Source organism: Janthinobacterium sp. GW821-FHT03C08, assembly GCF_059420905.1.
In genome coordinates this window covers 104,908-129,211 of sequence record NZ_JBWKUP010000013.1, presented here as the reverse complement: position 1 = coordinate 129,211, position 24,304 = coordinate 104,908, and the positions used below count along the sequence as shown (strand labels likewise).

General features: G+C 66.1%; 26 protein-coding genes. 14 read left to right on the top strand and 12 right to left on the bottom strand.

What is annotated here, in order from left to right; translation table 11 throughout:
* Window positions 1–25: 25 nt before the first annotated feature.
* Both AC07VL_RS19860 and AC07VL_RS19855 read right to left on the bottom strand, forming a co-directional pair.
* Window positions 26–1,534 carry a M56 family metallopeptidase gene (locus tag AC07VL_RS19860; RefSeq protein WP_494807351.1) on the bottom strand — a complete coding sequence of 503 codons (1,509 nt, stop codon included), beginning with the start codon at window positions 1,532–1,534 and terminating at the stop codon, window positions 26–28.
* A 3-nt stretch (window positions 1,535–1,537) separates the two neighbouring features.
* On the bottom strand, window positions 1,538–1,915 hold the full coding sequence (locus AC07VL_RS19855) for a BlaI/MecI/CopY family transcriptional regulator (RefSeq protein ID WP_290606839.1): 378 nt from the start codon (window positions 1,913–1,915) through the stop codon (window positions 1,538–1,540).
* 269 nt (window positions 1,916–2,184) lie between these two features.
* Between AC07VL_RS19855 and AC07VL_RS19850 the strand changes: the two genes are divergently transcribed.
* The 6 genes from AC07VL_RS19850 to AC07VL_RS19825 all read left to right on the top strand — a co-directional run bounded on the left by AC07VL_RS19850 (window position 2,185) and on the right by AC07VL_RS19825 (window position 6,883).
* On the top strand, window positions 2,185–3,549 hold the full coding sequence (locus AC07VL_RS19850; RefSeq protein ID WP_290606841.1) for a DEAD/DEAH box helicase: 1,365 nt from the start codon (window positions 2,185–2,187) through the stop codon (window positions 3,547–3,549).
* Between the two features lie 232 nt (window positions 3,550–3,781).
* Window positions 3,782–4,564 carry a 2-oxo-tetronate isomerase gene (gene otnI, locus AC07VL_RS19845; protein ID WP_494807350.1) on the top strand — a complete coding sequence of 261 codons (783 nt, stop codon included), beginning with the start codon at window positions 3,782–3,784 and terminating at the stop codon, window positions 4,562–4,564.
* Window positions 4,565–4,655: 91 nt separating this feature from the next.
* Window positions 4,656–5,471 (top strand): hypothetical protein, encoded by an 816-nt coding sequence (locus AC07VL_RS19840; protein WP_494807349.1) that lies wholly within the window; start codon window positions 4,656–4,658, stop codon window positions 5,469–5,471.
* Window positions 5,429–5,890 carry a hypothetical protein gene (locus AC07VL_RS19835; protein WP_494807348.1) on the top strand — a complete coding sequence of 154 codons (462 nt, stop codon included), beginning with the start codon at window positions 5,429–5,431 and terminating at the stop codon, window positions 5,888–5,890. Before AC07VL_RS19840 ends, AC07VL_RS19835 begins: the two co-directional genes overlap by 43 nt.
* An 80-nt stretch (window positions 5,891–5,970) precedes the next feature.
* Window positions 5,971–6,390 carry a VOC family protein gene (locus AC07VL_RS19830; protein ID WP_494807347.1) on the top strand — a complete coding sequence of 140 codons (420 nt, stop codon included), beginning with the start codon at window positions 5,971–5,973 and terminating at the stop codon, window positions 6,388–6,390.
* 112 nt (window positions 6,391–6,502) lie between these two features.
* Window positions 6,503–6,883 (top strand): TraR/DksA family transcriptional regulator, encoded by a 381-nt coding sequence (locus AC07VL_RS19825; protein WP_494807346.1) that lies wholly within the window; start codon window positions 6,503–6,505, stop codon window positions 6,881–6,883.
* 303 nt (window positions 6,884–7,186) lie between these two features.
* Here AC07VL_RS19825 and phbB read toward each other — a convergent pair whose 3' ends face one another.
* Entirely contained in the window at window positions 7,187–7,924 is a 738-nt protein-coding gene (phbB, locus tag AC07VL_RS19820) for an acetoacetyl-CoA reductase (RefSeq protein ID WP_494807345.1), read from the bottom strand.
* A 231-nt stretch (window positions 7,925–8,155) separates the two neighbouring features.
* Between phbB and AC07VL_RS19815 the strand changes: the two genes are divergently transcribed.
* Together AC07VL_RS19815 and AC07VL_RS19810 are read left to right on the top strand one after the other, a co-directional pair.
* Window positions 8,156–8,476 carry a hypothetical protein gene (locus tag AC07VL_RS19815; RefSeq protein WP_494807344.1) on the top strand — a complete coding sequence of 107 codons (321 nt, stop codon included), beginning with the start codon at window positions 8,156–8,158 and terminating at the stop codon, window positions 8,474–8,476.
* A gap of 84 nt (window positions 8,477–8,560) precedes the next feature.
* Window positions 8,561–9,427, top strand: coding sequence for a universal stress protein (locus tag AC07VL_RS19810; RefSeq protein WP_494807343.1), 867 nt, complete (start codon window positions 8,561–8,563; stop codon window positions 9,425–9,427).
* Between the two features lie 22 nt (window positions 9,428–9,449).
* On the opposite strand, the gene AC07VL_RS19805 is transcribed toward AC07VL_RS19810, so the two are convergent.
* The 7 genes from AC07VL_RS19805 to AC07VL_RS19775 all read right to left on the bottom strand — a co-directional run bounded on the left by AC07VL_RS19805 (window position 9,450) and on the right by AC07VL_RS19775 (window position 16,004).
* Entirely contained in the window at window positions 9,450–9,809 is a 360-nt protein-coding gene (locus tag AC07VL_RS19805) for a hypothetical protein (RefSeq protein ID WP_290606864.1), read from the bottom strand.
* A 185-nt stretch (window positions 9,810–9,994) separates the two neighbouring features.
* The gene (locus AC07VL_RS19800; protein WP_494807342.1) at window positions 9,995–10,549 is read right to left on the bottom strand and encodes a glycine zipper domain-containing protein; all 555 of its coding nucleotides are present in this window, start codon (window positions 10,547–10,549) and stop codon (window positions 9,995–9,997) included.
* Window positions 10,550–10,675: 126 nt separating this feature from the next.
* The gene (locus AC07VL_RS19795) at window positions 10,676–11,419 is read right to left on the bottom strand and encodes an amino acid ABC transporter ATP-binding protein (protein ID WP_494807341.1); all 744 of its coding nucleotides are present in this window, start codon (window positions 11,417–11,419) and stop codon (window positions 10,676–10,678) included.
* A complete protein-coding gene (locus AC07VL_RS19790; protein WP_494807340.1) occupies window positions 11,416–12,108 on the bottom strand; it encodes an amino acid ABC transporter permease in 693 nt (230 codons plus the stop codon). The genes AC07VL_RS19795 and AC07VL_RS19790 overlap by 4 nt, the downstream gene beginning before the upstream one ends.
* Window positions 12,108–12,791 carry an amino acid ABC transporter permease gene (locus AC07VL_RS19785; protein ID WP_494807339.1) on the bottom strand — a complete coding sequence of 228 codons (684 nt, stop codon included), beginning with the start codon at window positions 12,789–12,791 and terminating at the stop codon, window positions 12,108–12,110. Before AC07VL_RS19785 ends, AC07VL_RS19790 begins: the two co-directional genes overlap by 1 nt.
* A gap of 142 nt (window positions 12,792–12,933) precedes the next feature.
* The gene (locus AC07VL_RS19780; RefSeq protein ID WP_494807338.1) at window positions 12,934–13,764 is read right to left on the bottom strand and encodes a transporter substrate-binding domain-containing protein; all 831 of its coding nucleotides are present in this window, start codon (window positions 13,762–13,764) and stop codon (window positions 12,934–12,936) included.
* A 104-nt stretch (window positions 13,765–13,868) separates the two neighbouring features.
* Complete coding sequence (locus AC07VL_RS19775; protein ID WP_494807337.1) at window positions 13,869–16,004, bottom strand: serine hydrolase domain-containing protein; 2,136 nt, start codon at window positions 16,002–16,004, stop codon at window positions 13,869–13,871.
* Window positions 16,005–16,163: 159 nt separating this feature from the next.
* On the opposite strand from AC07VL_RS19775, the gene AC07VL_RS19770 reads away from it, so the two are divergent.
* Together AC07VL_RS19770 and AC07VL_RS19765 are read left to right on the top strand one after the other, a co-directional pair.
* Entirely contained in the window at window positions 16,164–17,813 is a 1,650-nt protein-coding gene (locus AC07VL_RS19770) for a histidine kinase (protein WP_494807336.1), read from the top strand.
* Window positions 17,801–18,508 carry a LytR/AlgR family response regulator transcription factor gene (locus AC07VL_RS19765; protein WP_494807335.1) on the top strand — a complete coding sequence of 236 codons (708 nt, stop codon included), beginning with the start codon at window positions 17,801–17,803 and terminating at the stop codon, window positions 18,506–18,508. Before AC07VL_RS19770 ends, AC07VL_RS19765 begins: the two co-directional genes overlap by 13 nt.
* 7 nt (window positions 18,509–18,515) lie before the next feature.
* Here AC07VL_RS19765 and AC07VL_RS19760 read toward each other — a convergent pair whose 3' ends face one another.
* Window positions 18,516–19,388 carry a M90 family metallopeptidase gene (locus AC07VL_RS19760; RefSeq protein ID WP_494807334.1) on the bottom strand — a complete coding sequence of 291 codons (873 nt, stop codon included), beginning with the start codon at window positions 19,386–19,388 and terminating at the stop codon, window positions 18,516–18,518.
* A 325-nt stretch (window positions 19,389–19,713) separates the two neighbouring features.
* Entirely contained in the window at window positions 19,714–20,214 is a 501-nt protein-coding gene (locus AC07VL_RS19755; protein ID WP_494807333.1) for a winged helix-turn-helix domain-containing protein, read from the bottom strand.
* Window positions 20,215–20,813: 599 nt separating this feature from the next.
* On the opposite strand from AC07VL_RS19755, the gene AC07VL_RS19750 reads away from it, so the two are divergent.
* The 4 genes from AC07VL_RS19750 to AC07VL_RS19735 all read left to right on the top strand — a co-directional run bounded on the left by AC07VL_RS19750 (window position 20,814) and on the right by AC07VL_RS19735 (window position 24,111).
* Window positions 20,814–21,053 (top strand): hypothetical protein, encoded by a 240-nt coding sequence (locus AC07VL_RS19750; protein WP_494807332.1) that lies wholly within the window; start codon window positions 20,814–20,816, stop codon window positions 21,051–21,053.
* A 401-nt stretch (window positions 21,054–21,454) separates the two neighbouring features.
* The gene (locus AC07VL_RS19745) at window positions 21,455–22,456 is read left to right on the top strand and encodes an ABC transporter substrate-binding protein (protein WP_494807331.1); all 1,002 of its coding nucleotides are present in this window, start codon (window positions 21,455–21,457) and stop codon (window positions 22,454–22,456) included.
* Window positions 22,457–22,498: 42 nt separating this feature from the next.
* The gene (locus AC07VL_RS19740) at window positions 22,499–23,308 is read left to right on the top strand and encodes an ABC transporter permease (RefSeq protein WP_494807330.1); all 810 of its coding nucleotides are present in this window, start codon (window positions 22,499–22,501) and stop codon (window positions 23,306–23,308) included.
* Between the two features lie 11 nt (window positions 23,309–23,319).
* Window positions 23,320–24,111: an ABC transporter ATP-binding protein gene (locus AC07VL_RS19735; RefSeq protein WP_290608786.1), complete on the top strand. Its 792-nt coding sequence runs from the start codon at window positions 23,320–23,322 to the stop codon at window positions 24,109–24,111.
* The last annotated feature ends 193 nt before the right edge of the window (window positions 24,112–24,304 follow it).

Here is a 24,304-nt window from a genome sequence, read left to right as displayed (position 1 = left end):
GGCCTGCAATGAGGCAGTGCCGCTGTCAGCGGCCGAACTGTTCCTTGCGCATGCGCAAGGCGCGCGCCGACGCGTTGGCGTCGAGACCGGCCAGGTGCTGCTGCGGGTCCTGCAGCCGGCCATCCTGCTGCACCTGGAAGTGCAGGTGCGGCCCCGTGGCCCGGCCCGTATCGCCCGCCGCGCCGATCTGCTCGCCGGCCTTCACCACGGCGCCATCGGCCGGGACGACGCTGTCGAGGTGGGCATACAGCGACACGAGGCCGCCGCCGTGGTCGATGCGCACGGCCTTGCCCAGCCAGTTGTCCTGCGTCACCGTGGCGATGCCATCGTCCACGGCAAAGACGGGCGTGCCCCGCCTGGCCGCCAGGTCCAGTCCGCGCAAGCCCCGCTGCGTGATGGGGCGCACGACGCCAAAGAAACCCGTGACGCGCATGCTGGCCAGCGGATTGCGCCACGGTTGCGCCGGCACGGGGACGGCGGCGGCCGGGCTGGCGGCGGGCGCGGCCACCGTCCAGGCCAGCGCCGGCTGCAGGCTCACGCTGGCGGCGCCCACGCTGCACAGGACCAGGGCCACAGCCAGCCGCGCAGGCCAGCCCAGGCTGCGGGCCTGCGTGTCGCGCATGCGGACGATGCGCTCCGCCATGCCGCCGCGCTGGCCGCCGAAGGCGAGGCCGGCGGGCCAGGATTGCTGCAGGCCCAGCTGGCGCACGAGCACGGCCGCATACTGCTGGCGCTGGCGCTGGGGACGGCCGGCCAGCACCTGGCGGTCGCAGCCCAGTTCCTGCGCCCAGCCCAGCTTGTCCCCCATCCAGCGGACGGCAGGATTAAACCACAGCAACACCTGCACCTGCGCCGCCAGCCAGCCGATGAGCGGATCGCGGCGGCGCGCATGCGTCAGCTCGTGCTCGATGACGAGCTGACGCTGCTCCGGCGTGCAGGCGGCCAGGTGCGCGGGCAGGAGCAGGCGCAGCCGCCACACGCCCAGCAGCATGGGCGAGACGGGCGCATCGACTTCCAGTACGCCGATGCGCTGCGCCCGCAGCTGCTGCAATTGCGCTGGCGCAAAATCGCCGTGCGCCGCCGCATCCAGCGGCCGAGCCAGCGCGAGCAGCGCCTGCACGCTGGCATGGCCGCGCCAGCGGCGCCACGCCACGCCGGCCACGCCCAGCGCATACACGGCCAGCCAGCCCGGCGCCAGCCAGCTGAGCCAGGCCGCGGCGACGGGGACAGCGGCCAGCGCGGGCGCGCCGGCCCGGGCTGGCGCAGCATGCTCCGCGGCAAACAGCTGCGCCACCGGCACGGGCTGGGCGAGCGCGGCGGGCACGCGGATGGCCGGCACCACGCTGGCCTGGCGGCTATCGGGCAGGAAGCTCAGCACGAATACGCCCGCCAGCACCAGCTGCGCGCCCAGCCAGACGCCGCGCTGCGCCGCCAGCAGGGGCCAGCGCCGTTGCGCAAGCAATAACATGCCTTGCAGCAGCACGCCGGCAAACAGGCAGGCCAGCGTCGCCTGCAGCAGTTTCAAGGCCGTCATCGCTTACTCCTTCGGCTCGAGCGGCCAGTCGTGCAGCAGCTGCTCCAGCTCGGCCAGTTCCTCCCGGTCGACGAGCTTGCTGCCGGTAAACATGCTGACCGGCAAAGGGCTGTCGATTTCCATCACGCGCCGGCCGAAGTCGTGGGCAAAAGCGGCCAGGGTGGCCACCTTGTCCACATTCGCTTCATACACGAGCACGCCATGCACGCTGCGCTGGAGCAGCATGCCCTTGTCCAGCATGCGTTCGAGCGTCTTGCGCGTGGAAGAGAACGACCAGCCCAGCTCGTCCTCCACCCTGGCATGCAATTCCCGCGCGGACAGGGGCTGGGTCTTCCATAAGGCTTTCAATAACGATAATTCGGTAACGGATGGCGTGGCCATGGCGACTCCTCTTGTGACGAATGAGGCAATTGTGCGACTATTGTCACACAATTGCAAGCGGAATTTGCGACACGTGTCGCATGAGCAGCCCGTCCCGCTGCGGGCCTTGCAGACTTGAAACAATTGGAACGCTTTTTTGCCAGGCTGTTATACTTCGCGTGTGCGGCACATATGACCAGTCCCCTTGCCGCTGTCTTTCGACCCCTAATCTGATTGCCTGCGACTGGCGCCCCACGATGGCGACAGGCCGATCTCACAATAAAGTTACCATGTCCTTTTCCTCCCTCGGATTGTCCGACGCTATCGTACGTGCCGTTACCGAACACGGCTACACCGTGCCGACCCCGATCCAGTCGCAGGCTATTCCCGCCGTGCTCGCTGGCGGCGACTTGCTGGCCGGCGCACAAACCGGTACCGGCAAGACGGCCGGCTTCACCCTGCCCGTGCTGCACCGCCTGTCCACCGACGCGAACGGCGCTGCCATCACCAGCAACACTTCGACGCGCCCCATCCGCGCCCTGATCCTGGCCCCGACGCGCGAACTCGCCGCCCAGGTCGAGGAAAGCGTGCGCGCCTACAGCAAGTACACCAAGCTGAACTCGGCCGTGATCTTCGGCGGCGTCGGCATCAACCCGCAAATCAAGCAGCTGAAACATGGCGTCGACATCCTCGTCGCCACGCCGGGCCGCCTGCTGGACCACATGGGCCAGGGCACCGTCGACCTGTCGAAAGTGGAAATCCTGATCCTTGACGAAGCCGACCGCATGCTGGACATGGGCTTCATCCGCGACATCAAGAAAGTGCTGGCCGTGCTGCCGCCGAAGCGCCAGAACCTGCTGTTCTCGGCTACCTTCTCGGAAGAGATCAAGGCCCTGGCAGACGGCTTGCTGAACAAGCCGGCCATGATCGAAGTGGCGCGCCGCAATTCGACCGTGGAAGTGATCAAGCAAAAGATCCATCCCGTCGACCGCGACAAGAAGCACCCGATGCTGTCCTACCTGATCAAGTCGAACAACTGGACGCAGGTGCTGGTGTTTACGCGCACCAAGCATGGCGCCAATAAACTGGTCGAGCAGCTGGGCGCGGACGGCATCGGCGCCCTGGCCATCCACGGCAACAAGAGCCAGTCGGCACGCACGCGCGCCCTGTCGGAATTTAAAGATGGCACCCTGCAAGTGCTGGTCGCCACCGACATCGCCGCGCGCGGCATCGATATCGACCAGTTGCCGCACGTCGTCAACTACGATCTGCCGAACATTCCGGAAGACTATGTGCACCGTATCGGCCGCACGGGCCGTGCCGGCGCCAAGGGCGAAGCCGTGTCGCTGGTCTGCGTGGATGAGCACGAAATGTTGAAAGACATCGAAAAGCTGATCAAGCAAACCCTGCCACGCGAAGTGATCGCCGGCTTTGAGCCGGACCCGACGGCACGTGCCCAGCCTGTGCAATTGCGCAGCGGCACCGGCGGCCACCGCAACAACAGCCGCGCGCCAGCCGGCGCCGTGGTGCGCGTGAAAACCGGTGGCGGCGGCGCCAAGCCACGCAGCGCCGGCCCGTCGGGCGGCGGCGGCAACCGTTCGGGCAATGCGCCCCGTTCGGCGGCCAATCACCGCTCCGGCGGCCGCGGCCGCTAAAACGCGGCCTGCAAGCTGCTGCGCGGGACGCTATTGCGTTTGCGTTGCTCGCCGTACTCCGGTACGGCTGCGCTACTCGACGCAATATCACTCCCGCTCGCTACGCTTGCAGACCCCGTTTGCCTTTCTTGAGATGCGCTCCCCAACCTGGTTGGCGGGCGCATTTTTCATGCACGCCACCATTTGCCGATTTGGGCTAGGATAGGGTCATCTTCCCCTTCGCGCCCAGACCATGCCGAACTTTGCCGCCAATCTCAGCCTGCTGTTTACGGACCTGCCCTTCCTCGACCGCTTCGCCGCCGCCAGGGAAGCGGGCTTCGACGCCGTGGAATTCCTGTTTCCCTATGCCGTCGAGGCGCGGCAGATTGCCATGCGGCTGGAGCGCCACCATCTGCAATTGGCGGTCTTCAACCTGCCGCCCGGCGACTGGGAGCGGGGCGAACGGGGCATCGCCTGCGATCCGCGGCGGGGCGAGGAATTCCGCGCCAGCGTGCAACTGGCGCTGAACTATGCGCTGGCGCTGGGCGCCACGCAGCTGCACTGCATGTCGGGCATCGTGCCGGCCGGCATGAGCCTGGAGCGGGCCCGGCAAAGCCTGATCGGCAACCTGCAATTTGCGGCCGACGCCTGCCGCCCCCATGGCATCAGGGTGCTGATCGAGCCCATCAACCACTACGACATGCCCGGTTACTTTCTCAATCATAGCCAGCAGGCGGCCGACATCATCGCCGACTGCCAGCGCAGCAATATCTTCCTGCAATACGACATCTATCACATGCAGCGCATGGAAGGCGAACTGAGCAACACCATCCGCGCCCTGCTGCCCCTCATCCGCCACATCCAGATCGCCGACACCCCGGGCCGCCACGAGCCGGGCACGGGCGAGATCAATTACCGCCACCTGTTCAAGCTGCTGGACCAGGTCGGCTACACGGGCTGGGTCGGCTGCGAATACCGCCCCAGCGGCGATACCGTGGCCGGACTGGGCTGGCGCGAGCAGCTGGCGACGGGCTGATCGCACGACGCTTGCGCCCGCACAAGGCATGCGGGGCCGGGTAGAACCACAATACCTTTCCATACAGTATTTCATCGTATCGCGAGGTGACGTGTCTTCCCTGCCTGCCCGCCTTGGCGCCATCGCCTGCCTGCTGCTGATGCTGTCCGGCTGCGCCAGCCCGCCCGCGGACCTGGCGCAAGTGCGCGCGCTGGCCGCCAGCGGCGAGGCCTTGAACGCCTTCGGCGAACTGGCCCGGCGCCACGTGGACAGCTACCAGCGCGTGCGCCCCTACCTGTCGCCCGCCGAAGAGGCGCGCGAACGCCAGCTCGATGCGGGACGCCGCGCCGCGCAGGCGGACGTGGCGCGCCTGGCGCAAGCCGTGCGGCTGTACCTGCAGGCGCTGGGCCGCCTGGCCCAGGCCGACGCATACGACATCGGCCCCGAGCTGGCCGGCGCCGGGGCCGCCATCCGCGCCTGGCCCGGCAGCGGCATCGACGACCGCCATGTCAGCGCCTACACCGTCCTGCTGCAGCAACTGTCGCGCCTGGCCGGTGGTGCCAGCCAGCAGGCGCGCCTGGCGCAGGTGCTGCGCGACGGCGATCCGCCCCTGCAAACCCTGCTGGCCGCCCTCGAGCATTTGCTGATGCTGTACGACAAGAGCAGCGACAACGAACGCGACATGGTGCTGGGGCTGCTGGAAATGGACCTCGCGTATGCCGACGCGCCGCAGCAGCGCCTGCTGGCCGTGCTGGCGAAAACCCTGCAGCAAAGCAAAAGCGAGGAATACCGGCTGGCGGGCCTGCGCCATACGCTGGCGCGCCGGCAACTGGCGACGCTGGCGCGCGAGCATGCGCGCCTGGCTGCCGCATACACGGAGGCAATATGGACGGATCACCAGGCAGCGAACGCCGCGAAGCGGCCTTGAGCAGCGCCATGCGCGTGGAACAGCTGGCCGACAGCCTGTCGCAGGCGGCTGTCACCCTGCATGGCGCCGTCATGCGCGCCATCCGCAAGCGCCCCAGCCAGGGCGAGCACGGCATCACGCACAGCCAGGCGCAAGCCGTCTTCGCGCTGGAAGTGGCCCTGCGCCAGCAAGCCAACCAGCTGTATGCCGATGCCGCCGGGCACACGGTCGCGGGCCTGGACACGGCGCAGCGCCAGCTCAGCGGCCTGCTCGACATGGTACGCCTGAGCATCGCCCGCAACGATGACATACGCCACTGGATCAGCCTGGCCACGAGCTTATTGCATATGGGCAGCGCCGTGCTGGCAGGCAATCCCGAGCGCATCCTCAGCACCCTGGGCAAGGTGCGTGAGCGGCTGCAAGAGATGGCGCCGGACTGATTGAATTTCGCTGGCGGGCGCCTATACTGGGACGTCCCCGCATGGCAATCCTGCCGGCGGGGCGACCAGAGGAGACCAACATGCGTATCGAACCGTATTTGCAATTCGATGGAAACTGCGCGCAGGCACTGGAATACTACCGCCAGCACTTGCAGGGTGAAAACCTGTGCCTGATGCCGTTCCGCGGCTCGCCGGGCCAGGAACAGGTCAAGGAAGACTGGTATGACAAGATCATGCACGGCTCCGTGCAGCTGGGCCCCACCATGCTGATGGGCTCGGACGGCGGCTGTCCCGGCGATGCCGCCAAGGGCATGAGCGGCTGCTCCGTCTGCCTGACCCTCGATACGCCGGAGGAAGCGGAACGGGCTTTCGACGCCCTGGGGCGCGACGGCAGCATCCAGATGCCGCTGCAGGAAACCTTCTGGGCCCAGCGCTTCGGCATGTTGAAAGACCAGTTCGGCGTCGCCTGGATGATCAACTGCCTGAAAAATCCAGCATAGATTCGCCGCGGCCCACCTGCGCCACCTCAAACGCGGCGCGGGTGCCAGCGCAAGCAGACATGGCGATCTTGGACTACCATGATGGGTGGGAGACCTCTACCGGGTGACTGCCATGAATGGATTGCCGCAAGACCAGCTCCAGCGCCTGCGCGGCGTGCTGGAGCAGCGCAAGCAGGCGCTGCAAGAGCAGATCGACAGCGAAATGGCCGAAGCCGACGCGCGCGCCTCGCTGCTCAATGAAATCGAAGCCTCGCCGGCCGACAATGCCAGCGTGCGCACGTTGAACGACCTCGTCAGCGAAGCGGCCGAGCACAATCTGGCGCAGCTGGCCAGCATCAAGCAGGCGCTGGCCAGGTTTGCCGACGGCAGCTACGGCCTGTGCGACAACTGTGGCGAAGCCATCGGCCTGTCGCGCCTGAACGCCCGCCCGGAAGCGCGGCTGTGCATCGATTGCCAGACGCGGCTGGAAAAAGCCGGGCGCGGCGTACCCTGACGCCCCGGCCGTGACCCAGCCGTGACCCAGCCGTGCCCCCAGCATCGCCACAAGGGGCATAGCATCGCTGCCCTGCCCCTTGCTTGCTGCCTTTGTTTGCTGCCTCTGTTTGCAGCCTTTGTTTGCTGCCTCTGTTTGCAGCCTTTGATTGAAGCCTTTGTTTGCAGCCTTTGTTTGCTGCCTCTGTTTGCTGCCTTTGTCACCTGTTGCTGCACTGCCGTACTGCTGCCGCCCCTCGCCCGCATCGTGCGTGCCGGCTGAGCGGGCGGGTCTCCTCCACTGCCCTGCTGCAAGCGCGCCCGCTCAACTCATGTGCTGCCCGCCATTGATGGCGATGTTCGCGCCCGTGACAAAGGCCGCCTCGTCCGACGCCAGGTAGGCCACCAGTGCCGCCACTTCGCCCGGCTCGCCCAGGCGGCCCAGGGGAATCTGCGGCAGGATCTTCGTTTCCATGATTTCGGCGGGGACGGCCGTCACCATCTGCGTGCGCAGATAGCCGGGCGACACCGTGTTGACGGTGATGCCGTGGCGCGCCACTTCCAGCGCCAGCGCCTTGCTGAAGCCGTGCACGCCCGCCTTGGCGGCCGCGTAATTGCACTGGCCAAACGCGCCCTTCTGTCCATTCACGGAAGAAATATTGATGATGCGGCCCCAGCGCTTTTGCAGCATGGGTTCGAGCACCTGCTTGCTCATGTTGAACAGGCTGTCGAGGTTGGTGCGCATGACGTCGGCCCAGTGCGGCAATTCCATCTTGCGCATGCTCTGGTCGCGCGTGATGCCGGCATTGTTCACCAGCACGTCGACGCTGCCGAACTGCGCCAGCACGCGCGCCACGGCCTCGCTGCAGGCGGCGAAGTCCGTCACGTCGAGGGGCAGCGGATGCATGCAATACTGCTGCGCATGCTGTTCATCGAGCCAGTGTTCCACGCGCGGATTGCCCGGCGTGTGGGCCGCCACCACCACCATGCCCGCATCGTGCAGGCGCCGGCACAAGGCCGTGCCCAGGCCGCCCGTCACCAGCGCTACCTTTTGTTCCTTCATTGCCGTCTCTCCCCGCTTGTTATGGTTGTTCTGCGTGGGATCAAGTGTAGGTGGCACTTTTGAAGCTGGCATTGCGCCAGATCAAAGGCTCGGCCTGCTTATAGCCGCGTTCGTCTGCGCTGTGTCCATATGCAAAAAATTATCAAAACCATACTCATCAAAGAGGTGATGGCACCTCGGCAGGCAAGGCGGACAGTCCTTGCCTGATGGCATGATCCAAAGGAGAACGCGATGGAAATCCAGGACGACACAGAAGCATTGAGGGACTTGTTCAACGACATCAATCCGGGCATGAGCGACGTGGAATCGCTGCATCAGGCGGAACTCGATCCGCATCATGCGCTGGCCCTGATGGCCAACCCGAAGGCGGCGCTGAAAGCCATGGGCATCCCCGTCAGCGACGCCTCGCAAGTGCAGGTGACGATGAAGAACCGCGCCGACCGCGCCATGATGGAGGTGGCGCAGCGGGCTGCGCAATTGCGGCGCATCATCATTATCGTGATTCATTACCGCAACTGCGACGCCGACATCATCATCATCGGCATGAGCTGATGCGCCGCGCCGGCCGCACGCGTGCGCGGCCGGCGCCCCGGTCTGTGCCAGAATAGGGCTTACTCCACAGCGAGAGGTCAGGCCATGACGTATAAAACCGTGTTGCTCCACCTTGACGACAGCGCCAGCCGCGGCGCCCGCATCGACGCGGCCGCCAGCATCGCGCAAGCGTGCGGCGGCCACCTGACAGGCGTGTCCATGACGGGCGTGTCGCGCCTGCTGTACCAGAACCAGCCCGACCTCGACGCCGATCCGAACCTGGCGCTGCACCTCAATTTCCTGCGTGAACGGGCCGCGCGCGCCCTGGACGGCTTCGAGCCGCAGGTGCGTTCGGCCGGCGTCGCCTCATACGAGCAGCGCGTCGTCGACGACGAAGCGGCGGGCGGCATCAGCCAACTGGCCCGCTACGCGGACCTGGTGGTCATCAGCCAGTACAATGCCAAGGACAAGTCGCCGTCCGTGATGCGCGATTTCCCCGCCTACGTGCTGCTGCATTCGGGCCGGCCCGTGCTGATCGTGCCGTATGCGCCGCCCTTGCCCATGCTGGCGCCGCCCGCGGCCGCGCGCAAGGTGCTCATTTCCTGGAATGCCAGCAAGGAGGCGAGCCGCGCCGTCAGCGCCGCCCTGCCCCTGCTGCAGCGCGCCGAACAGGTGCACGTGGCCATCTTCGATGCCCAGGTGCATGCGGCCGAACACGGCGAACAGCCGGGCGCGGAACTGCTGCAATACCTGGCGCGCCACGGCGTGGACGCGCGCGTGCATTTGCTCGATGGCGGGGGCGTGCGGCGCGGCGATATCGGCGAAGCCCTGCTGTCGCACGCGGCCGACCTGTCGGCCGACCTGCTGGTGATGGGTGCCTACGGCCATTCGCGCCTGCGCGAAACCATCCTGGGCGGCGTCACGCGCACGATACTGCAGAGCATGACGATCCCCGTGCTGATGGCGCACTAGGCCGCGCCCTGGCAGGGGCAAGCTAGCTGCCCTGCCAGGGCTGGCTGCGGATCTTCGCCACCTGGCGCTGCGTGAGCCACTGCCACAGCTGCAGGGCATCGTCCTGCGGCAGGGCCGACATGCGGCGCGGGCTGGCCAGGGCGATTTCGCAATCGCGGTCCGACCATTCCTCGAAAGTGACTTCGCCTCCGCTAGCGACCTCGACCTGATACATCAAGCCGTCATCGTAGCCAAAACGCAACAGGACGGCGGCCGGGCTGCCATCGGGCGCGACGGCGGTGCCCCGGTAGACCTCGGCCAGCGCATCGGCCAGCTGTGCCGGCGACGGCGCGCAGATGTCGCGCCCGTCGGCCCGTGTCAGAATGAACCATGCCTGTGTCATGACGCGCCCTCCTATCCATACTCGTTAGCATGCGAGGCAAGTATTGCGGGCAGTCACCTGGGTCCAGTCTTGCTTGGGGCGCACGGAACTATCCCTGTCGGCATTCATTAATCATACTAACAAGAATAATACCTAAATTTCGTGCAGCGCGGCATTTATGCATGGTGCGCGGCCGGCGCGCCCGCTCACGCCACCAGCACGGGAATGCTGAGCGGGTCGAAGTCGTGCCAATCGCCATTGGCGATCGTGCCCTGCGCTTCCTCGATATGCTCGGCGCCCAGCCGGTGCAGCGCCTCGAGCGCCCGTTCGCGCTCGTCGAGCCCGCCCAGCGCCACGGCGATCAGCATGCCGGGATGGCGGGGCTGGTGGCGGTTTTCGCCATTGCCTTCGGACTCGCCCGCCTCCTTCATCTTGTTGAAGCTGTACAGCGAGCCCACGTGGGCGCCCACCAGCGCCCCCACCACGGGACCCAGCGGCCCCGTCGCCAGGGTGGTGGCCGCGCCGATGCCGGCGCCCACCGCGGCGCCCACGGCCACGCCTTCCACCACGCCCGTGGGCGTTTCCCTGGCGCCCGGCGACATGTCGCGGTCGCCGCCCAGCGCGTGCAGATCATGCTGTCCCGGCTGGTTCACGAAAAAGGCGCTGATGCGGCTGTCGGGAAACCCCGCCTGGTTCAGCGCGGCGCGCGCGGCGTCGATCTGCTCCTGCAATTGAAAATGACCTGCGATGATGCGTGACATGATACGGCCCTCCTCGTCGGCTGCTGGCGCACCATGCGCCGCCTCGATAGCGTGCGCCGGACAACGCCGGGATACCGTTCGCTTGCGCACACAGCCACTCACTCATAGACGCAATCATGCGCTCATTCACGCGCTCGCGCTGAACGGGCTGCGAATATCCGACAGGAATTGTTGTGCGCGCGCATGTTGCGGCCGCGCAAAGAAATCCTCGGGCGCGGCCCGCTCCAGCACTTGCCCGTGGTCCATGAACCAGACCCGGTCGGCCACGTCGCGGGCAAAGCCCATTTCATGCGTCACGCACACCATCGTCATGCCGTCACGCGCCAGGTCGCGCATCACCTGCAGCACCTCGCCCACCATTTCCGGGTCCAGCGCGCTCGTCGGTTCATCAAAGAGCATCAGCGGCGGCTGCATGGCCAGTGCGCGGGCAATCGCCACCCGCTGCTGCTGGCCGCCCGACAGGGACGCCGGCATGGCGCGGGCCTTGTGCGCCAGGCCCACCCGTTCCAGCAGGGCCAGCGCCCGCTCCTGCGCTTCCTTGTGGCCCAGGCCGCGCAGGCGCTGCGGCGCCAGCGCGCAATTGTCCAGCACCGACAAATGGGGAAACAGGTTGAATTGCTGGAAGACAAAACCGATCTGCGAACGAAACGCGTTCACGTCCAGGCCCGGCGCGTGGATGTCCTGGCCCGCCACCGCGATGCGCCCCGACGCGACAGGCTCCAGGCGGTTGATGGTGCGGATCAGGGTCGACTTGCCGGAGCCGGACGGCCCGCACACGACCAGCACCTCGCCCTTGGCCACGTGCTCATTGATGTTGCGCAAGGCGTGATACTCGCCATAGTATTTGTTGACGTTGTCAAAGGTAATCATGCAGCCGCTTTCAGGAGACGCGCCTGGCGCCGCTCGAGCCAGAAGGCGGCGCGCGACAGGCTGAAACACAACACAAAGTACGTCATGCCCAGCAGGAAATACACTTGCACGGGCTTGGTCAGCACGAGGCCGTTGATTTGCGAGGCGATGAAGGACACCTCGGCCAGGCCGATGATGTAGCCCAGCGAGGTTTCCTTGATGGTGGAGACGAACTGGTTCACCAGCGAGGGCAGCATGTGGCGCAGCGCCTGCGGCAGCACGACCTGGCGCATGCTGTCCAGATAATTCAGGCCCAGCGAACGGGCCGCCTCCACCTGTCCGCGCGGCACGGCTTGCACGCCCGCCCGCACGATCTCGGCCAGGTAAATGCCGTCGAAGAGGACGAGGGCGGCCAGCATGGTGCCGAACTGTCCGCTTTCATGCCCCGTGATACCGGGCAGGAAAAAGTAGGCCCAGAAGATCACCAGCAGCAGGGGAATGCCCCGCACCACGTGGATCAGCGCGGCCACGGGCCAGCGCAGCAGGCGCCAGGAGCTGAGGCGCGCCAGACCCAGCAACAAGCCCAGCGGCAGGCTCAGCACCAGCGCCAGGCTGGCCAGCAGCACCGTCAGCGCCAGGCCGCCCAGCGGCCCCTGCGGATAGCGGCCGACGAGAAAATACAGCCAGTAATCGTGGATCAGTTCCAGCATCAGGCCACCTTCCTGTGCAGCAGGGCCGCCAGGCCGGCGATCAGCAGCGAGACGGCCAGGTAAGCCAGGCTGGCAAAGACGAAAGCGTCCACGCTGCGGAACGAGGCCGCCTCCACGCGCTGCGTCTGGTACATCAGCTCGGCCACGCCGATGACGGTGGCGATGCTGGTGTTTTGCCACAGGGTCAGGGTCTGCGACAGCAGCGGCGGCGCGGCCAGACGCAAGGCTTGCGGCAGGATGCACAGGCGCATGGTGGCGAGAAAGCTGAAACCCAGCGCCCGGCCCGCCTCGAATTGCTGGGCGGGGATGGCGCGGATGCCGCTGCGGATGTCTTCCGCCATGTAGGCGGCCGTGTACAGGGTCAGGGCCGTGACGGCGCTGACGGCTTCGATATTGCCGGCATACAAGCGTTCCTTCCACGCCTCGGGCAGCAGCTCGGGCGCGCCGAAGTACCAGAACAGGAAATGGGCCAGCAAGGGCACGTTGCGGATCAGCTCGACATACGCGGCGCCCAGGCCGTTGAGCAGGCGCGACGGCGCCAGGCGCAGCATGGCCACGCCGCACGCCAGCGGCAGGGCCAGCAGCAGGGTCATGCCCATCAGGCGCAGCGACAGCAGCAGGCCGGATAGCAGCCAGTCGCGGTAGTCGCCGGCCAGCAGAAAGTTCAGATCAAATTGGAGCATGATGGTGAAATATCATTGATGCCTAAGAAAACCGTGGCGAGCGGCAGTGATTTGCGGCCAGGAAGCACCACCGCGCCGGAGCACGGGGGCGCCGAGCCGGTGAGCATCGCAGGCCGCAAAGCGTGCCGCGCAGCAGGTTTGCTCAGGCGTCGATCTTGTCCGATTCGATCTTGAAGGTGCGCTTCTGGAATTTCACATTGCTCGTGGGGCCATACCACTTGAAGAACAGTGCTTCAGCCTCGCCCGATTTTTCCAGCCCCCGCAGGACGTTGTCGACGGCCGTCTTCAAGCCCTTCTCCCCCTTGCGGATGCCGAAGGCAAAGACTTCCTGGCTGATGTTTTGCGGCAGCACAAGGTAATCCTTTTGCGCGGCGCCCAGCTTGGCGTAGTTGTTCAGCAGGGACACTTCATCGTCGACATAGCCGACGCCCTTGCCTTGCTGCAAGCCCAGGTAAGCCTGGCCCGCCGTCTCGAACGTCACCACGTCCACGTTGGCCACGGCCTTGCGGATATTCGGCTCCTGCGTGCCGCCCTTGACGGTCAGCACTTTCTTGCCGGCCAGTCCCGCGATGCTGGTGATATTGCTGCTCTTTTTCACCAGCACGCGCTGGCCCGTGTAGAAGGTGGACAGGGAAAAGTCGATCAGCGCCTCGCGCTCCTTGTTGTGCGTCAGGGACGCCGTCAGGATGTCGATGCGGCCCTGCTGCAGTTCGGGGATGCGGGCCGCCACGGCCAGCTGCCTGACCACCGGCTTGACGCCCAGGCTTTTGGCAATGGCCCGGCACAGGTCCACTTCATAGCCGACCAGCTCGCGCGACCTGGCGTCGATGAAGCTGTTCGGTTCGTCCGTGCCCAGGGTGCCGCAGACCAGTTCGCCCTTCGCCTTGATGCTGGCCAGCTGGTCGGCTTGCGCCACCTGGACAAAGGCTACGCTGGTAAGCAACAGTGCGGCGAAATGTAGACGGGTCTGCATGGGATTCCTCGGGTGGCTGTCAATGCCGCCATTAGACCGCAGCGTCCTTATTTCCAAAAAGGAATCTTTTCACCCTTGTTTATGCGTAAATCATCTAAGCGCCATCATGGCGTGGCCACGCCGCTCTCGCCGCCCAGCTGGCGCATCGCCGCCTTCGCCCCCGCCGCGCCCGGATAGCGGGGATCGAGCCGCAATGCCTGCCCGTACGCCGCCAGGGCCTGCGCGCGCAGCCCCTGCTCCGCATACAACTCGCCCAGGCTGTCGTGCAGGTTGGCGTCGCGCGGATGCAGCCGCACGGCCGCCTGCAGCACGGCCGTCGCCGGCCCGATGGCGCCTTCGCCTTGCAGCCGGTAGGCAGCGCCGTTCAGCGCCGCCGGGCTGGCCGCGCCCAGCGGGTCGCGTTCCAGCGCCACGCGCAGCGCGGCGATGCCCGCGTCGGTGGCGCCGGCGCGCAGCAAGGCCAGGCCGTGCAGCGCGTGCGCGCCATCGCTGAGCGGATACAGGGCCACGGCCAGCCTGCCCGCCGCCAGCGCGTCGCCGGCGTCGCCCCGCGCAGCCGCCGTTTGCGCCAGCTCAAGCAGCTCGGGCATGAAATCGGGATAGGCGCGCTGGCCGCGGAAGGCCGCGCGCAAGGTCGCGTCCAGCGTGGCGACGGAAACGGGCGCCGCCGGCCAGGCGATGGCCCCCGTGCGGTCCCAGCTGCCTGCCAGGGCCACGACGGCTTGCTCGAAGGCGGGCTCGAAGCGGGGCAGCGCGCCGGCCGGCGCGCCTTGCGACAGCAGCACGTAGTCGCGCGCAAAGGCCAGCGCGCCGCCGCGCGAGTATTGGTTCAGGTCGACGCCCGATGCGCGCAATACCTCGGCCATGCTGGCGCCGGCCGCCAGGAAAACGCGGCCGCCGGCCGGATGGCGGGCCGCGTCGATGAAGGGGCGCGCCGCCGCGGCGTCGGGCGCCAGGGCTTGCCCGTTGATCTGCTGGAAGGCGGCGCGCGTGGCGGCCCCGTCCGCATAGGGTGCCTGCGTGCGCTCGGCGTACGCGCGGCCCTCCTCGAACAGGCCCTGCGCCACGCGGTAATGGCGCTGCGCGGCGGCATCGGCAACATAGGTTTTCAGCTGCCACGGCTCGCCCGTGACCACCTCGAACAGGCGCTGCGCGAACGCTTCCGTATTCACCCGCTCCAGGTTGGCTGCGACGGCAAGCGTCAGCCGGCGCGACGGAAAGCTGAACAGGTAGGTCGCCGTTTCCGGCTGCTGGCCGCTGTGCGAAATGACGTAGCGCCCGCCCGTGGGATACGTTTCCCAGCCCATGCCGTAGTCCGTCAGGCGGCCCGCGTGCGTGGCCATGGGCTGCACCATGGCCGCCAGGCTGGCCGCCGAGAGCACCTTGCCGTCGTGGATGCCCTGGCCGAAGGCCAGCATGTCGGGCACGCTGGCACGCGTGCCGCCGGCCGAGAAGCGGCTGCTGATGTCGACGAATTCCGCATTGCGCACCTGCGTGCCGGCCAGCCGGTAGCCGCGCACGCGGTGGGCGATCACGGCATCGGGGTCGTCCATCACGGTGGCGTCCATGCCCAGCGGCTGCCACACGTGGCGCCGCATGTAGCCGCCATAGCTTTCGCCCGAGGCGCTTTCGATGACGGCGCCCAGCAGGTTGTAGCCGTAGCTGGTGTAACGGTAGCGCGTGCCGGGCTCGGCGATCAGGTCGAACTGCTCGAAGACGGCGATGGACTGGCGCGTCGTCTTGTGTTCCTTGAAATGCTGCTCGGCCTGGGGATCGCGGTAGGCGTCGATGCCGCCCAGGTGGCCCAGCAGCTGGCGCACCGTCACGGGAAACGCCTTCACGGGGAAATACGGCACATAGGCCTGCACGGGCGCATCGAGGTCGACCTTGCCCTGCTCCACCAGTTGCAGGATGGCCACCGCCGTCATGGGCTTGGTGACGGAAGCGAGGCGATAGCTGGACCGGGGCGTCGCCGGCACCCGGTTTTCCAGGTCGGCATAGCCATAGCCCTGCACCCATGTCACCCCGTCCTGCATGAACCCGATGGTCATGCCCGGCATGCGCTCCCTGGCCATGCGCTGCGCCACCCAGCCGTCGAAAGCGGCCAGGCGCGCGGCCAGCGCGGCGGAAGGCGCCGAGGCGGCGCCGGCGGCATGCGCGGAGCCGGCCTGCGCCAGGCCGCATAGCAGCGCCAGCGCGAGCGCGCCGGCGGACCAGTCATATTTGCTGCATTGCATCATCGATCTTTCCCCCGTATCGCCCCGTCCACCGCGCGGCGCTGCTGCATGGTAAAAGGATTTCGCGCGCCGGTGGCGGGCCGTGCACGAAATGCACGCTGTCCGCATGAACGGCACGGGCGAGCGCGAATATGTTGCAAATAAGCAGCTACAATGCCCGCCATGCCCCCACTCCTCCGCGCCCTGCTGCTGTGCTGCCTGGCCCTGCCCTCCCTTGCCATGGGCATGGCCAGGCTGGCGCTCGACGATGGCTGGCGCGCCTGCGGCAGCGGTCCTGCGGCGCCCGACGCCCCGCTGCACCAGCTGCTCGAGCGGGGCCAGCTGCTGTGCGTCGAGCGCGACCTGGTCCTGGCCGCCACGCCGGCGTCCACGCAGGTGCTGGTGCTGTCGGCGCTGGCTGCCAGCGAGCTATGGCTCGATGGCGTCTTGATCGGCAGCAATGGCCAGCCGGCGTCCCGCGCGGCCGACGAACGCCCGGGCAACATCGATGTGGCCTTCCCCCTGGCGCCACGGCAATTGGCCGCCGGCACGCACCGGCTGCGCCTGCGGCTGTCGACGCAACGGGTGCCGGCGCGCCTGGACACGCCATTGCATGCGCTATGGCTGCAGGAGCAGCAAGCCTACCAGGCGGCGCTAGCGTGGCGCAAGCTGCCGCCGCTGCTGCTGGCCGGCGCGCTGGGCGCCATCGCCCTGCTCTTCCTGGGCCTGACCCTGCGCTACCGGCGCCACCCGCACTGGGCCGTGTTTTCGGCGCTGTGCCTGGCCGCCGCCCTGCTGCTGGTGGCGGAAAGCTGGCGTGGCATTGCCGGCTACGCCTATCCCGTGCATCTTGCGCGCCTGTATGCCGTCAGCGGCCTCACCTGGCTGTTTGCCGCCCTGCTGCCGCTGTATTTCCACGCGGCCTACCGCTACCGCCGGGCCTGGCTGGCGGCCGCCCTGCTGCTGCCGGGCATCGCCCTGGCGGGCGCGCTGGCCACGCATTTCGACAGCCAGTGCCGGCTGATGTTTATCGCCGGCTTGACGGCCAGCCTGGGCATGAACGTGGCTGCCCTGCGGCACCGCCTGCCCGGCAGCCGGAGCGGCACGGCCATCGCGGTGGCGGCGTGCGCCCTGTTCGGCCTGGCGGACAGGCAATTTGCCGAGGGGGGATTTGCCGTTGTCGTGTGCCTGCTGCTCTTGCCCCTGTGCGCCCAGCTGCTGGCGCAGCTGCTGCGCGAACGGGACAGCGCGGCGCGCGCGCAGCAGCTGGAAAACCAGCTCTTGCGCAAGAGCATGCAACCGCATTTCCTGATGAATTCCCTGAGCCTGATCAGCGAACTCAACGCACAATCGCCGCATGCGGCCGAAACCTTCATTGAGGCCCTGGGCAGTGAATTGCGCATGCTCAACGAATTTGCGCAGCAGCCCAGCATTGCCCTGGCGCAGGAACTGGCCCTGTGCCACAACTACCTGGACATCATGGCCACGCGGCTGCAGCAGCCCTGCAGCCTGCAGGTCGATGGCGCGGCGGCGGACATCCGCGTGCCGCCCGCCCTCCTGCTGACGGCGCTGGAAAACGCGTTCAGCCACAACCGCTACCGCCACGGCGCCCACTTCGTGCTGCACAGCGCCAGGCTCGCGCAGACGCAGGTGCTCACCCTGTCCCTGCCGCAGGGCGCGGCACGCCCGCACGCCGGCAGCGGCCTCGGGGAACAGTACATCCGCGCCAGCCTGCACGCCGTATTCGGCGATGCCGCCCGCTATGCCAGCGAACGGCATGCGGCGGGCTGGCACCTCACCTTTACCTTGCCGGCGGCGCCATGCATGTATTGATACTGGAAGATGAACCGCTGATCGCGCAAGGCCTCGAACGCGAGGTGCGCGCCCATTTTGGCGCCCGGCTCGCCCGGCTGACGCTGCACGACAACGTGGAGCAGGCCCTGGAAGCCCTGGCGCAGGGGCAGGGACAGGGACAGGAGCAAGTCGACTTGCTGCTGCTGGATTTGCATCTGCACGGCGCCGACGGCTATGACCTGCTGCGCCTGGCGGGCAGCGCCGGCTTCCAGACCATCATCGTCTCGGCCCACGCGGAGCGCTCGATCACGGCCTTCGAGTTCGGCGTGCTCGATTTCGTTGCCAAGCCCTTCAGCCGCGAACGCCTGCACAAGGCCTTGCAGCGCTATACGGAGCGGCAGGCCGGCGCCGCCTCGCTGGCGGTGAAGAAGCGGGGCGCCGTGGAATGGATCGCCGTGGCCGAGATCGACCACGTGCAGGCCGATGGCCACTACAGCAATATCGTGCTGCGCAGCGGCGAACAGTGCTTCCACGACCTGGCCATCGACAAGCTCATGGCCCTGCTGCCGCCCCACTTCCTGCGCGTGCACCGCTCCTACCTCGTCAACAGCCTGGGCTTCAAGCGCCTGCTGATCGGCGCGGGCGGCAAATACGCGCTCGACACGCACACGAGCACGGGCATCCCCGTGTCGCGCAGCAGCTATCCCGCGCTGAAACGGCGGCTGCTGGGCTGAAGGGCCGCTACCAGTGCGGCGCGTAGCTGGGAAACGGCGCAGCCATGTGTTCCGGCTCGGCAGGCGGCGCCATCCAGTCGCGCGGGTCGACCTTGTAGTACTGCAGCAATTGCGCGTACAGCGCTTCGTGGTGCTCGGCCATCTGGTACGGCTTTTCAAAGAAGGTTTCCGTCGCCACGGCAAAGAATTCGGCGGGATTCGTGGCGCCGTAATGGTCCATCACGCTTTGCTGCTGGACCATGGCGTCGTGGCGCAGGTTGTCGAAGTCGCGCGACAGCACGGTGGCCCAGCTGCGGTAGCTGGACACGCTGGGCAGGTAGGGCGCGCCGTTCGCGGCGCCCGATTCGCTGTCGAGCTGGTGGGCGAATTCGTGCAGCACGACATTGTGCCCATCCGTCCAGTCGGCGGCGCCCCGCTGCACGTGGTCCCAGGCCAGCACCACGCGGCCATCGCCCCAGGATTCGCCCAATAAACCGTTCGCCGAGGGCGTGACGACGCCGCCCGGCCCCACTTCATCGCGCCTGACGATGAATTCCGTGGGGTAGACGAGGATGGTGTCGAGTTCCGGGTACACCTGCGTCTGGCGATTCAGCAGCAGCAAGCACGCCTGGCCGGCGATGGTGTAGCGCATCTCGTCCGTGATTTCCAGGCCGCCGCAGCCGACGAATTTCTTCTGATACAGGAATTGCACGACGAGGCGGCGCAATTGTGCCTGCAGGGGCGCCGGCATGCGGCGGTAGACGGGAATATTCGTTTCCAGCACGGCCAGCCCTTCGGGCGGCAAGGGTTTCGCCAAAGCACGTTTCAGGCGCCAGCGGGGGAACCACAGGGAAAAGACGATGGCAGCCGTGACGAGGGCGATCCACAGGAGCGGGTTCATGCGGCAGCCCGTTTCAAGGCCAGGGGGCAGGAGGACAACATGGCGGCATGGGCAGGCAAGGCAAGCTCCTTCAAGTGAACCCGCAGGCGCGGGCGGCAGTCCAGCCCACATGGGGATGCTTGCAGTCTTTTCAATCCGACTACGTGCAAGGGCTTGCCGCAACGCCAAAAGCCGGGGCTGGACCCGGCTTTCATTACAACGTCACAACACCTTACAACGCCAGCGGCCGATGTACGGCCAGGCCGCGCAACCGTACTTCAGTACGGTTGCGCCGGGCCGGTGCGCATCGCTGGCCGCCCGCCGCGCGGTTCGGCTCAGCCCGGCCTTACTCGGCCGACTTTTGCTGCGGCGCGCCGAACAGGGCAGCCACGAGCGGATCGCGCGTGACGGGACCACGGTTGACGCGGATGGCGTAATGCGTGTCATCGGCCAGGATGTGGAAGTGGCGGCCGCTGCCTGCCATGCTCTGCTCGCGCAGGCCAGGACGGTCCTTGCGCGGTGGCGCGCCTTCGCGTTTCGGCTGCACGATGGCGGCCAGGAAGGCACGCACGCGCTCAGGGTCGGGGGTCAGCTGGTACACTGCCTTGCCCAGGTAGGTAGCCGTGCCTTCGATGTAGCGGGCCAGTTCGATCACGCCCGCTTCGCGCAGGTCGCGGATGTATTTGCGGGCGCCCGATGGCGAAAACTTGAGGAACCACGCGATTTCGTCAGCCAGCATTTCGCGCAGCGACAGTTCGCCGATCAGCTTTTGCATGTTTTCGATGCGGCGCAGGGTGGCGGACGTGGAACGCACGCGCTCGATCGGTGCCATGGAAATGGGATTCATGCGCTCCGGAGGGATCGGTGCTGCACGTTCGACCATTTGCGAGCCTTTTTCGGGGCTACGAAGTTCCTGGTGCGCTGCCTTTAATTCGCTCTTCACGTGAGACTGAGTCATTGCATGCATTTGAATACTCCTTTTTTAACGATTACCGGTAGCCCGGATTGTTAAATTCTTGGCAATTTTTATGCCAGAAAGCCACAAATCCAGGGCGTCTGACCACAGAATGCCAGCGCCCCCCCTCCTGGTCTGTGCGTTAACGAACATTAGAAGCAAGAAAGTGAAAAATATTTCCATGTGGAATTATTTTCTCGCCGCTTGCTTCCCCCCGCCGATTCCTTCCCCTCGCCGCGTCCTTCCCCTCGCCGCGTCCTTCCCCGATTCCTTCGCTCACCCGTGCCCCCAGCCGCGCCTCCCCCCGCGCGCAAGCGCATCCCGGCCAGTATTGGCCCCGCTAGGTGAAATAGCGAACAGAAGCGCCTGCGATCTTGCAATAAATTCAAGCCTCATGCGCGGTGCCTGCGCTGCCCCGGTGACGATCGCTGCACCTGGCTCCTGGCACCGCCTGCTGTTCGCGTTGCGACAACTCTTGCAAAGGAAGCATCATGAAAATCGCCTGCCTGCTGGCCGCCGCCGCCCTGCTCACCCTGTCCGCCTGTAAAAAACCCGCCGAAGCGCCGCTGCCCGAAACGGCGCCCAACCCCGCCTCCGCGCCGCAGGTGATGCCCGCCCCCGTCACGCCGGCCATGCCGGAAGCGGGACCGGGCAATACCACGCCGCCGGCGCCCCTGACCGACCCTGCCACCGCCCCTGCGCTGCCGCCCGCCACGGCACCGGCAAAATAAGCCCGGCACGGGCCATCCCACAGGCGCCCGCGCGGCGCCGTCCCTACTCCACGGGGGAGTTACGCGTTGCCGGCTTTTTTGCAACGCGTTTTTTTACGGTTGGAGTGGCCCGCGCCACTTAGGTTCCATCCGGCGTCCCCCAGCCAGCCGCCTAGGCTCCCCCGCCCCTCCCCCGGCAATGCGACAATCCGCACGCCATTCCCCCGCTCCGTGCGGAAAAGCGGAATCGCAATATTTCCGCGTTTCAATAGATGCAAATTAAACCTTTAGAAACAATCACTTGCAATAAACGCCAAAATGCGCTCCACTGGCACGGAAGATGCTTTTATATTTTCATAACCGCCACAGAGCGGCAGCCTCACCCCATATAAAAACCATCTACCTTTTTTGGAGACAACAGCATGGCAAGCACCTTCCGCATCTCGTCCTTCCTGAACACCAAGGCCCTGGCCGTCGCCGTCGCGCTGGCCGCGCAATTCCCGCTGGCCGTCCATGCGGCCGACGTCGTACGCCTGGGCAACCTGAAATTCGCCCATTACGGCGCCGTTGCCTACATGAAGGAAATCGCCCCCAAATATGACTTGAAGATCGAGGAGCGCATCTTCGCCAAGGGCCTCGATATCGTGCCCGCCATGATCGCCGGCGAAGTCGACGTCTCGGCCAGCGCGCTGGAAGCGGCCATCACGGGCCGCGCCACGGGCTTGCCCGTCTACCTCGTGGGCGGCTTCGCCAAGGGCGGCGTGCAGATCGTCGGCCGTCCCGACCTGAACATCAAGGGCATCGCCGACCTGAAAGGCAAGAAAGTCGGCGTCACGCGCGGCGGCCCGCAGGAAATCCTGCTGTTTGCCGAACTGACGAAGGCCAAGCTGACCTGGTCCGACAAGCCGGGCAAGGACGTGCAGATCCTGTACATGGGCTACCCGGACCTGAACCAGGCCCTGTTGACCAAGGATATCGACGCCATGAGCCAGTCCGAGCCGTATTCCACGCAAGCGATCCACAAGAAATACGGCTCGGCCATCATCAAGCCGTATGACACGCCGCTGGGCGAGCCCGTGCGCGCCCTCGTGATGACGGAAAAGATGTACAAAGAGAAACCTGCCGTGGCCCAGCGCTTCATGGATTGCTTCGTCGCCGCCACCCGGGCGTTTTTGGCCGACCCGAAACTGGCGGAAAAATACGTGCGCGAATCCATGTTCAAGAACCAGATCACGAGCGAGGATTACCGCGACGCCATCGACAACGCCATCTTCACGGAAGACATCACCCAGAGCCACGTGCAGCTGACCACCGACTACATGGTGAAGTTCGGCGTGGGCCGCATGGCCAAGCCGCCTGCCGCCAAGGACTGGGTCAAGCTGGACCTGCTTGAAAAAGCCAAGAAGTCCTATGTCCCACGCTAACCACGACCTCGCTAATCGGAAAGTGTCACGATGAATATACAAATGATGAAACGCTTCGCGCACGGTGCCGCCGTGCCCGTGGCCGTGCTGCTGCTGTGGCAAGCCATGTCCACCTTCGGCTGGATCAATCCGCAAATCCTGCCCTCGCCCGTGGCCGTGCTGGTGAAGTGGTATGAATACCTGATGCCGCTGCAAGCGTACACGCCGGAAGCGGGCAATTATCTCGTGTGGATGTTCTCCGGCGAACTGCCGCACGACGCCTGGGCCAGCCTGTCGCGCGTGCTGGGCGGTTTTGCCATCGGCGCCGGCCTGGCCTTGCCGCTGGGCTTGCTGATGGGCACGAACAAGACCATCTATAAACTGTTCGACCCGCTGGTGCAGGTGCTGCGCCCGATTCCGCCCATCGCCTACATTCCGCTGGCGATCTTGTGGTTTGGCCTGGGCAACCCGCCCGCCTTCTTCCTGATCAGCATCGGTTCCTTCTTCCCCGTACTGATGAACACCATCGCCGGCGTGCGCCAGGTCGACGGCATCTACATCCGCGCCGCGCGCAACCTGGGCGCCAGCCAGATGACGATGTTCCGCCGCGTCATTTTGCCGGCCGCCACGCCGTATATCCTGGCCGGCGCGCGCATCGGCATGGGCACGGCCTTCATCGTCGTGATCGTGGCGGAGATGATCGCCGTCAATAGCGGCCTCGGTTTCCGCATCCTGGAAGCACGCGAGTATTTCTGGTCTGACAAGATTATCGCCGGCATGTTCACCATCGGCCTGTTCGGCCTGGCCATCGATATCGCCATGAATGCCCTGAATAATCATCTGCTGCAGTGGCACCGCGGCCTGGAACACTGAGAGGAACGGCCATGACCACCATCAGCATCAACGCAGTCAATAAAATCTTCACCACGGGCGGCGCCGACGTCATCGCCCTGAAGGATATCAACCTGGAAATCGCCAGCGGCGAGTTCATCTGCCTGCTGGGGCCGTCCGGCTGCGGCAAGTCGACCCTGCTCAACGCCATCGCCGGCTTTTCGCAGCCGACGTCGGGCCAGATTCTGGCCGGCGGCAAGCTGATCACCGAGCCCGGCCCCGACCGCGGCATGGTGTTCCAGGAATACGCGCTGTTCCCGTGGATGACCATCGAAAGCAATATCGCCTTCGGCCTGGAAATCGCCGGCAAGACGCCGGCCGAGATCAAGGAACGGGTCGACATGCTGCTGAGCATGCTGGGCTTGACGGAATTCCGTGCCCGCTACCCGAAAGACTTGTCGGGCGGCATGCGCCAGCGCGTGGCGATCGCCCGCGTGCTGGCCCTCGATTCGCCCATCATGCTGATGGACGAACCGTTCGGCGCGCTGGACGCCTTGACGCGGCGCAACCTGCAGGATGAATTGCTGAAAATCTGGAAAGTCTTCGGCACCACCATCGTGTTTGTGACGCACTCGATCGAGGAATCGATCTACCTGGCCGACCGCACCATCGTCATGACCTACCGTCCCGGCACCATCAAGCGCGACGTGGCCATCGAACTGCCCCGCCCGCGCGACCCGAGCGACCCCGAGTTCAACCGCTTGAAACGCATGCTGGGCGAGATGGTGATGGAAGAGCAGCAAAGGCATCACAACGCGGAAACCATGGCAAGTACAGCGGATTAGTCGTCGTGCGGCCAAACCCGAAAGCAAGTATCGGGGTCGGACCTTAAGGTCCGACCCCAGTCCTCGACTTGCGGGTTTCAGCTACGGTTTTGTCAGACGCTGCAACTTTGCATGTCAGTCGTAAATCAGGATTCACCCATTCGGGTGAATCCCGCCGTACACTACCATTCCTTCTTTGCGGCACACGCAAGCT

Bases quoted from the DNA above. Each gene is read 5' to 3' on its own strand.
- AC07VL_RS19860 (WP_494807351.1), bottom strand. From the start codon at position 1,534: ATGACGGCCTTGAAACTGCTGCAGGCGACGCTGGCCTGCCTGTTTGCC.
- AC07VL_RS19855 (WP_290606839.1), bottom strand. From the start codon at position 1,915: ATGGCCACGCCATCCGTTACCGAATTATCGTTATTGAAAGCCTTATGG.
- AC07VL_RS19850 (WP_290606841.1), top strand. From the start codon at position 2,185: ATGTCCTTTTCCTCCCTCGGATTGTCCGACGCTATCGTACGTGCCGTT.
- otnI (WP_494807350.1), top strand. From the start codon at position 3,782: ATGCCGAACTTTGCCGCCAATCTCAGCCTGCTGTTTACGGACCTGCCC.
- AC07VL_RS19835 (WP_494807348.1), top strand. From the start codon at position 5,429: ATGGACGGATCACCAGGCAGCGAACGCCGCGAAGCGGCCTTGAGCAGC.
- AC07VL_RS19830 (WP_494807347.1), top strand. From the start codon at position 5,971: ATGCGTATCGAACCGTATTTGCAATTCGATGGAAACTGCGCGCAGGCA.
- AC07VL_RS19825 (WP_494807346.1), top strand. From the start codon at position 6,503: ATGAATGGATTGCCGCAAGACCAGCTCCAGCGCCTGCGCGGCGTGCTG.
- phbB (WP_494807345.1), bottom strand. From the start codon at position 7,924: ATGAAGGAACAAAAGGTAGCGCTGGTGACGGGCGGCCTGGGCACGGCC.
- AC07VL_RS19815 (WP_494807344.1), top strand. From the start codon at position 8,156: ATGGAAATCCAGGACGACACAGAAGCATTGAGGGACTTGTTCAACGAC.
- AC07VL_RS19810 (WP_494807343.1), top strand. From the start codon at position 8,561: ATGACGTATAAAACCGTGTTGCTCCACCTTGACGACAGCGCCAGCCGC.
- AC07VL_RS19805 (WP_290606864.1), bottom strand. From the start codon at position 9,809: ATGACACAGGCATGGTTCATTCTGACACGGGCCGACGGGCGCGACATC.
- AC07VL_RS19800 (WP_494807342.1), bottom strand. From the start codon at position 10,549: ATGTCACGCATCATCGCAGGTCATTTTCAATTGCAGGAGCAGATCGAC.
- AC07VL_RS19795 (WP_494807341.1), bottom strand. From the start codon at position 11,419: ATGATTACCTTTGACAACGTCAACAAATACTATGGCGAGTATCACGCC.
- AC07VL_RS19790 (WP_494807340.1), bottom strand. From the start codon at position 12,108: ATGCTGGAACTGATCCACGATTACTGGCTGTATTTTCTCGTCGGCCGC.
- AC07VL_RS19785 (WP_494807339.1), bottom strand. From the start codon at position 12,791: ATGCTCCAATTTGATCTGAACTTTCTGCTGGCCGGCGACTACCGCGAC.
- AC07VL_RS19780 (WP_494807338.1), bottom strand. From the start codon at position 13,764: ATGCAGACCCGTCTACATTTCGCCGCACTGTTGCTTACCAGCGTAGCC.
- AC07VL_RS19775 (WP_494807337.1), bottom strand. From the start codon at position 16,004: ATGATGCAATGCAGCAAATATGACTGGTCCGCCGGCGCGCTCGCGCTG.
- AC07VL_RS19770 (WP_494807336.1), top strand. From the start codon at position 16,164: ATGCCCCCACTCCTCCGCGCCCTGCTGCTGTGCTGCCTGGCCCTGCCC.
- AC07VL_RS19765 (WP_494807335.1), top strand. From the start codon at position 17,801: ATGCATGTATTGATACTGGAAGATGAACCGCTGATCGCGCAAGGCCTC.
- AC07VL_RS19760 (WP_494807334.1), bottom strand. From the start codon at position 19,388: ATGAACCCGCTCCTGTGGATCGCCCTCGTCACGGCTGCCATCGTCTTT.
- AC07VL_RS19755 (WP_494807333.1), bottom strand. From the start codon at position 20,214: ATGAATCCCATTTCCATGGCACCGATCGAGCGCGTGCGTTCCACGTCC.
- AC07VL_RS19750 (WP_494807332.1), top strand. From the start codon at position 20,814: ATGAAAATCGCCTGCCTGCTGGCCGCCGCCGCCCTGCTCACCCTGTCC.
- AC07VL_RS19745 (WP_494807331.1), top strand. From the start codon at position 21,455: ATGGCAAGCACCTTCCGCATCTCGTCCTTCCTGAACACCAAGGCCCTG.
- AC07VL_RS19740 (WP_494807330.1), top strand. From the start codon at position 22,499: ATGATGAAACGCTTCGCGCACGGTGCCGCCGTGCCCGTGGCCGTGCTG.
- AC07VL_RS19735 (WP_290608786.1), top strand. From the start codon at position 23,320: ATGACCACCATCAGCATCAACGCAGTCAATAAAATCTTCACCACGGGC.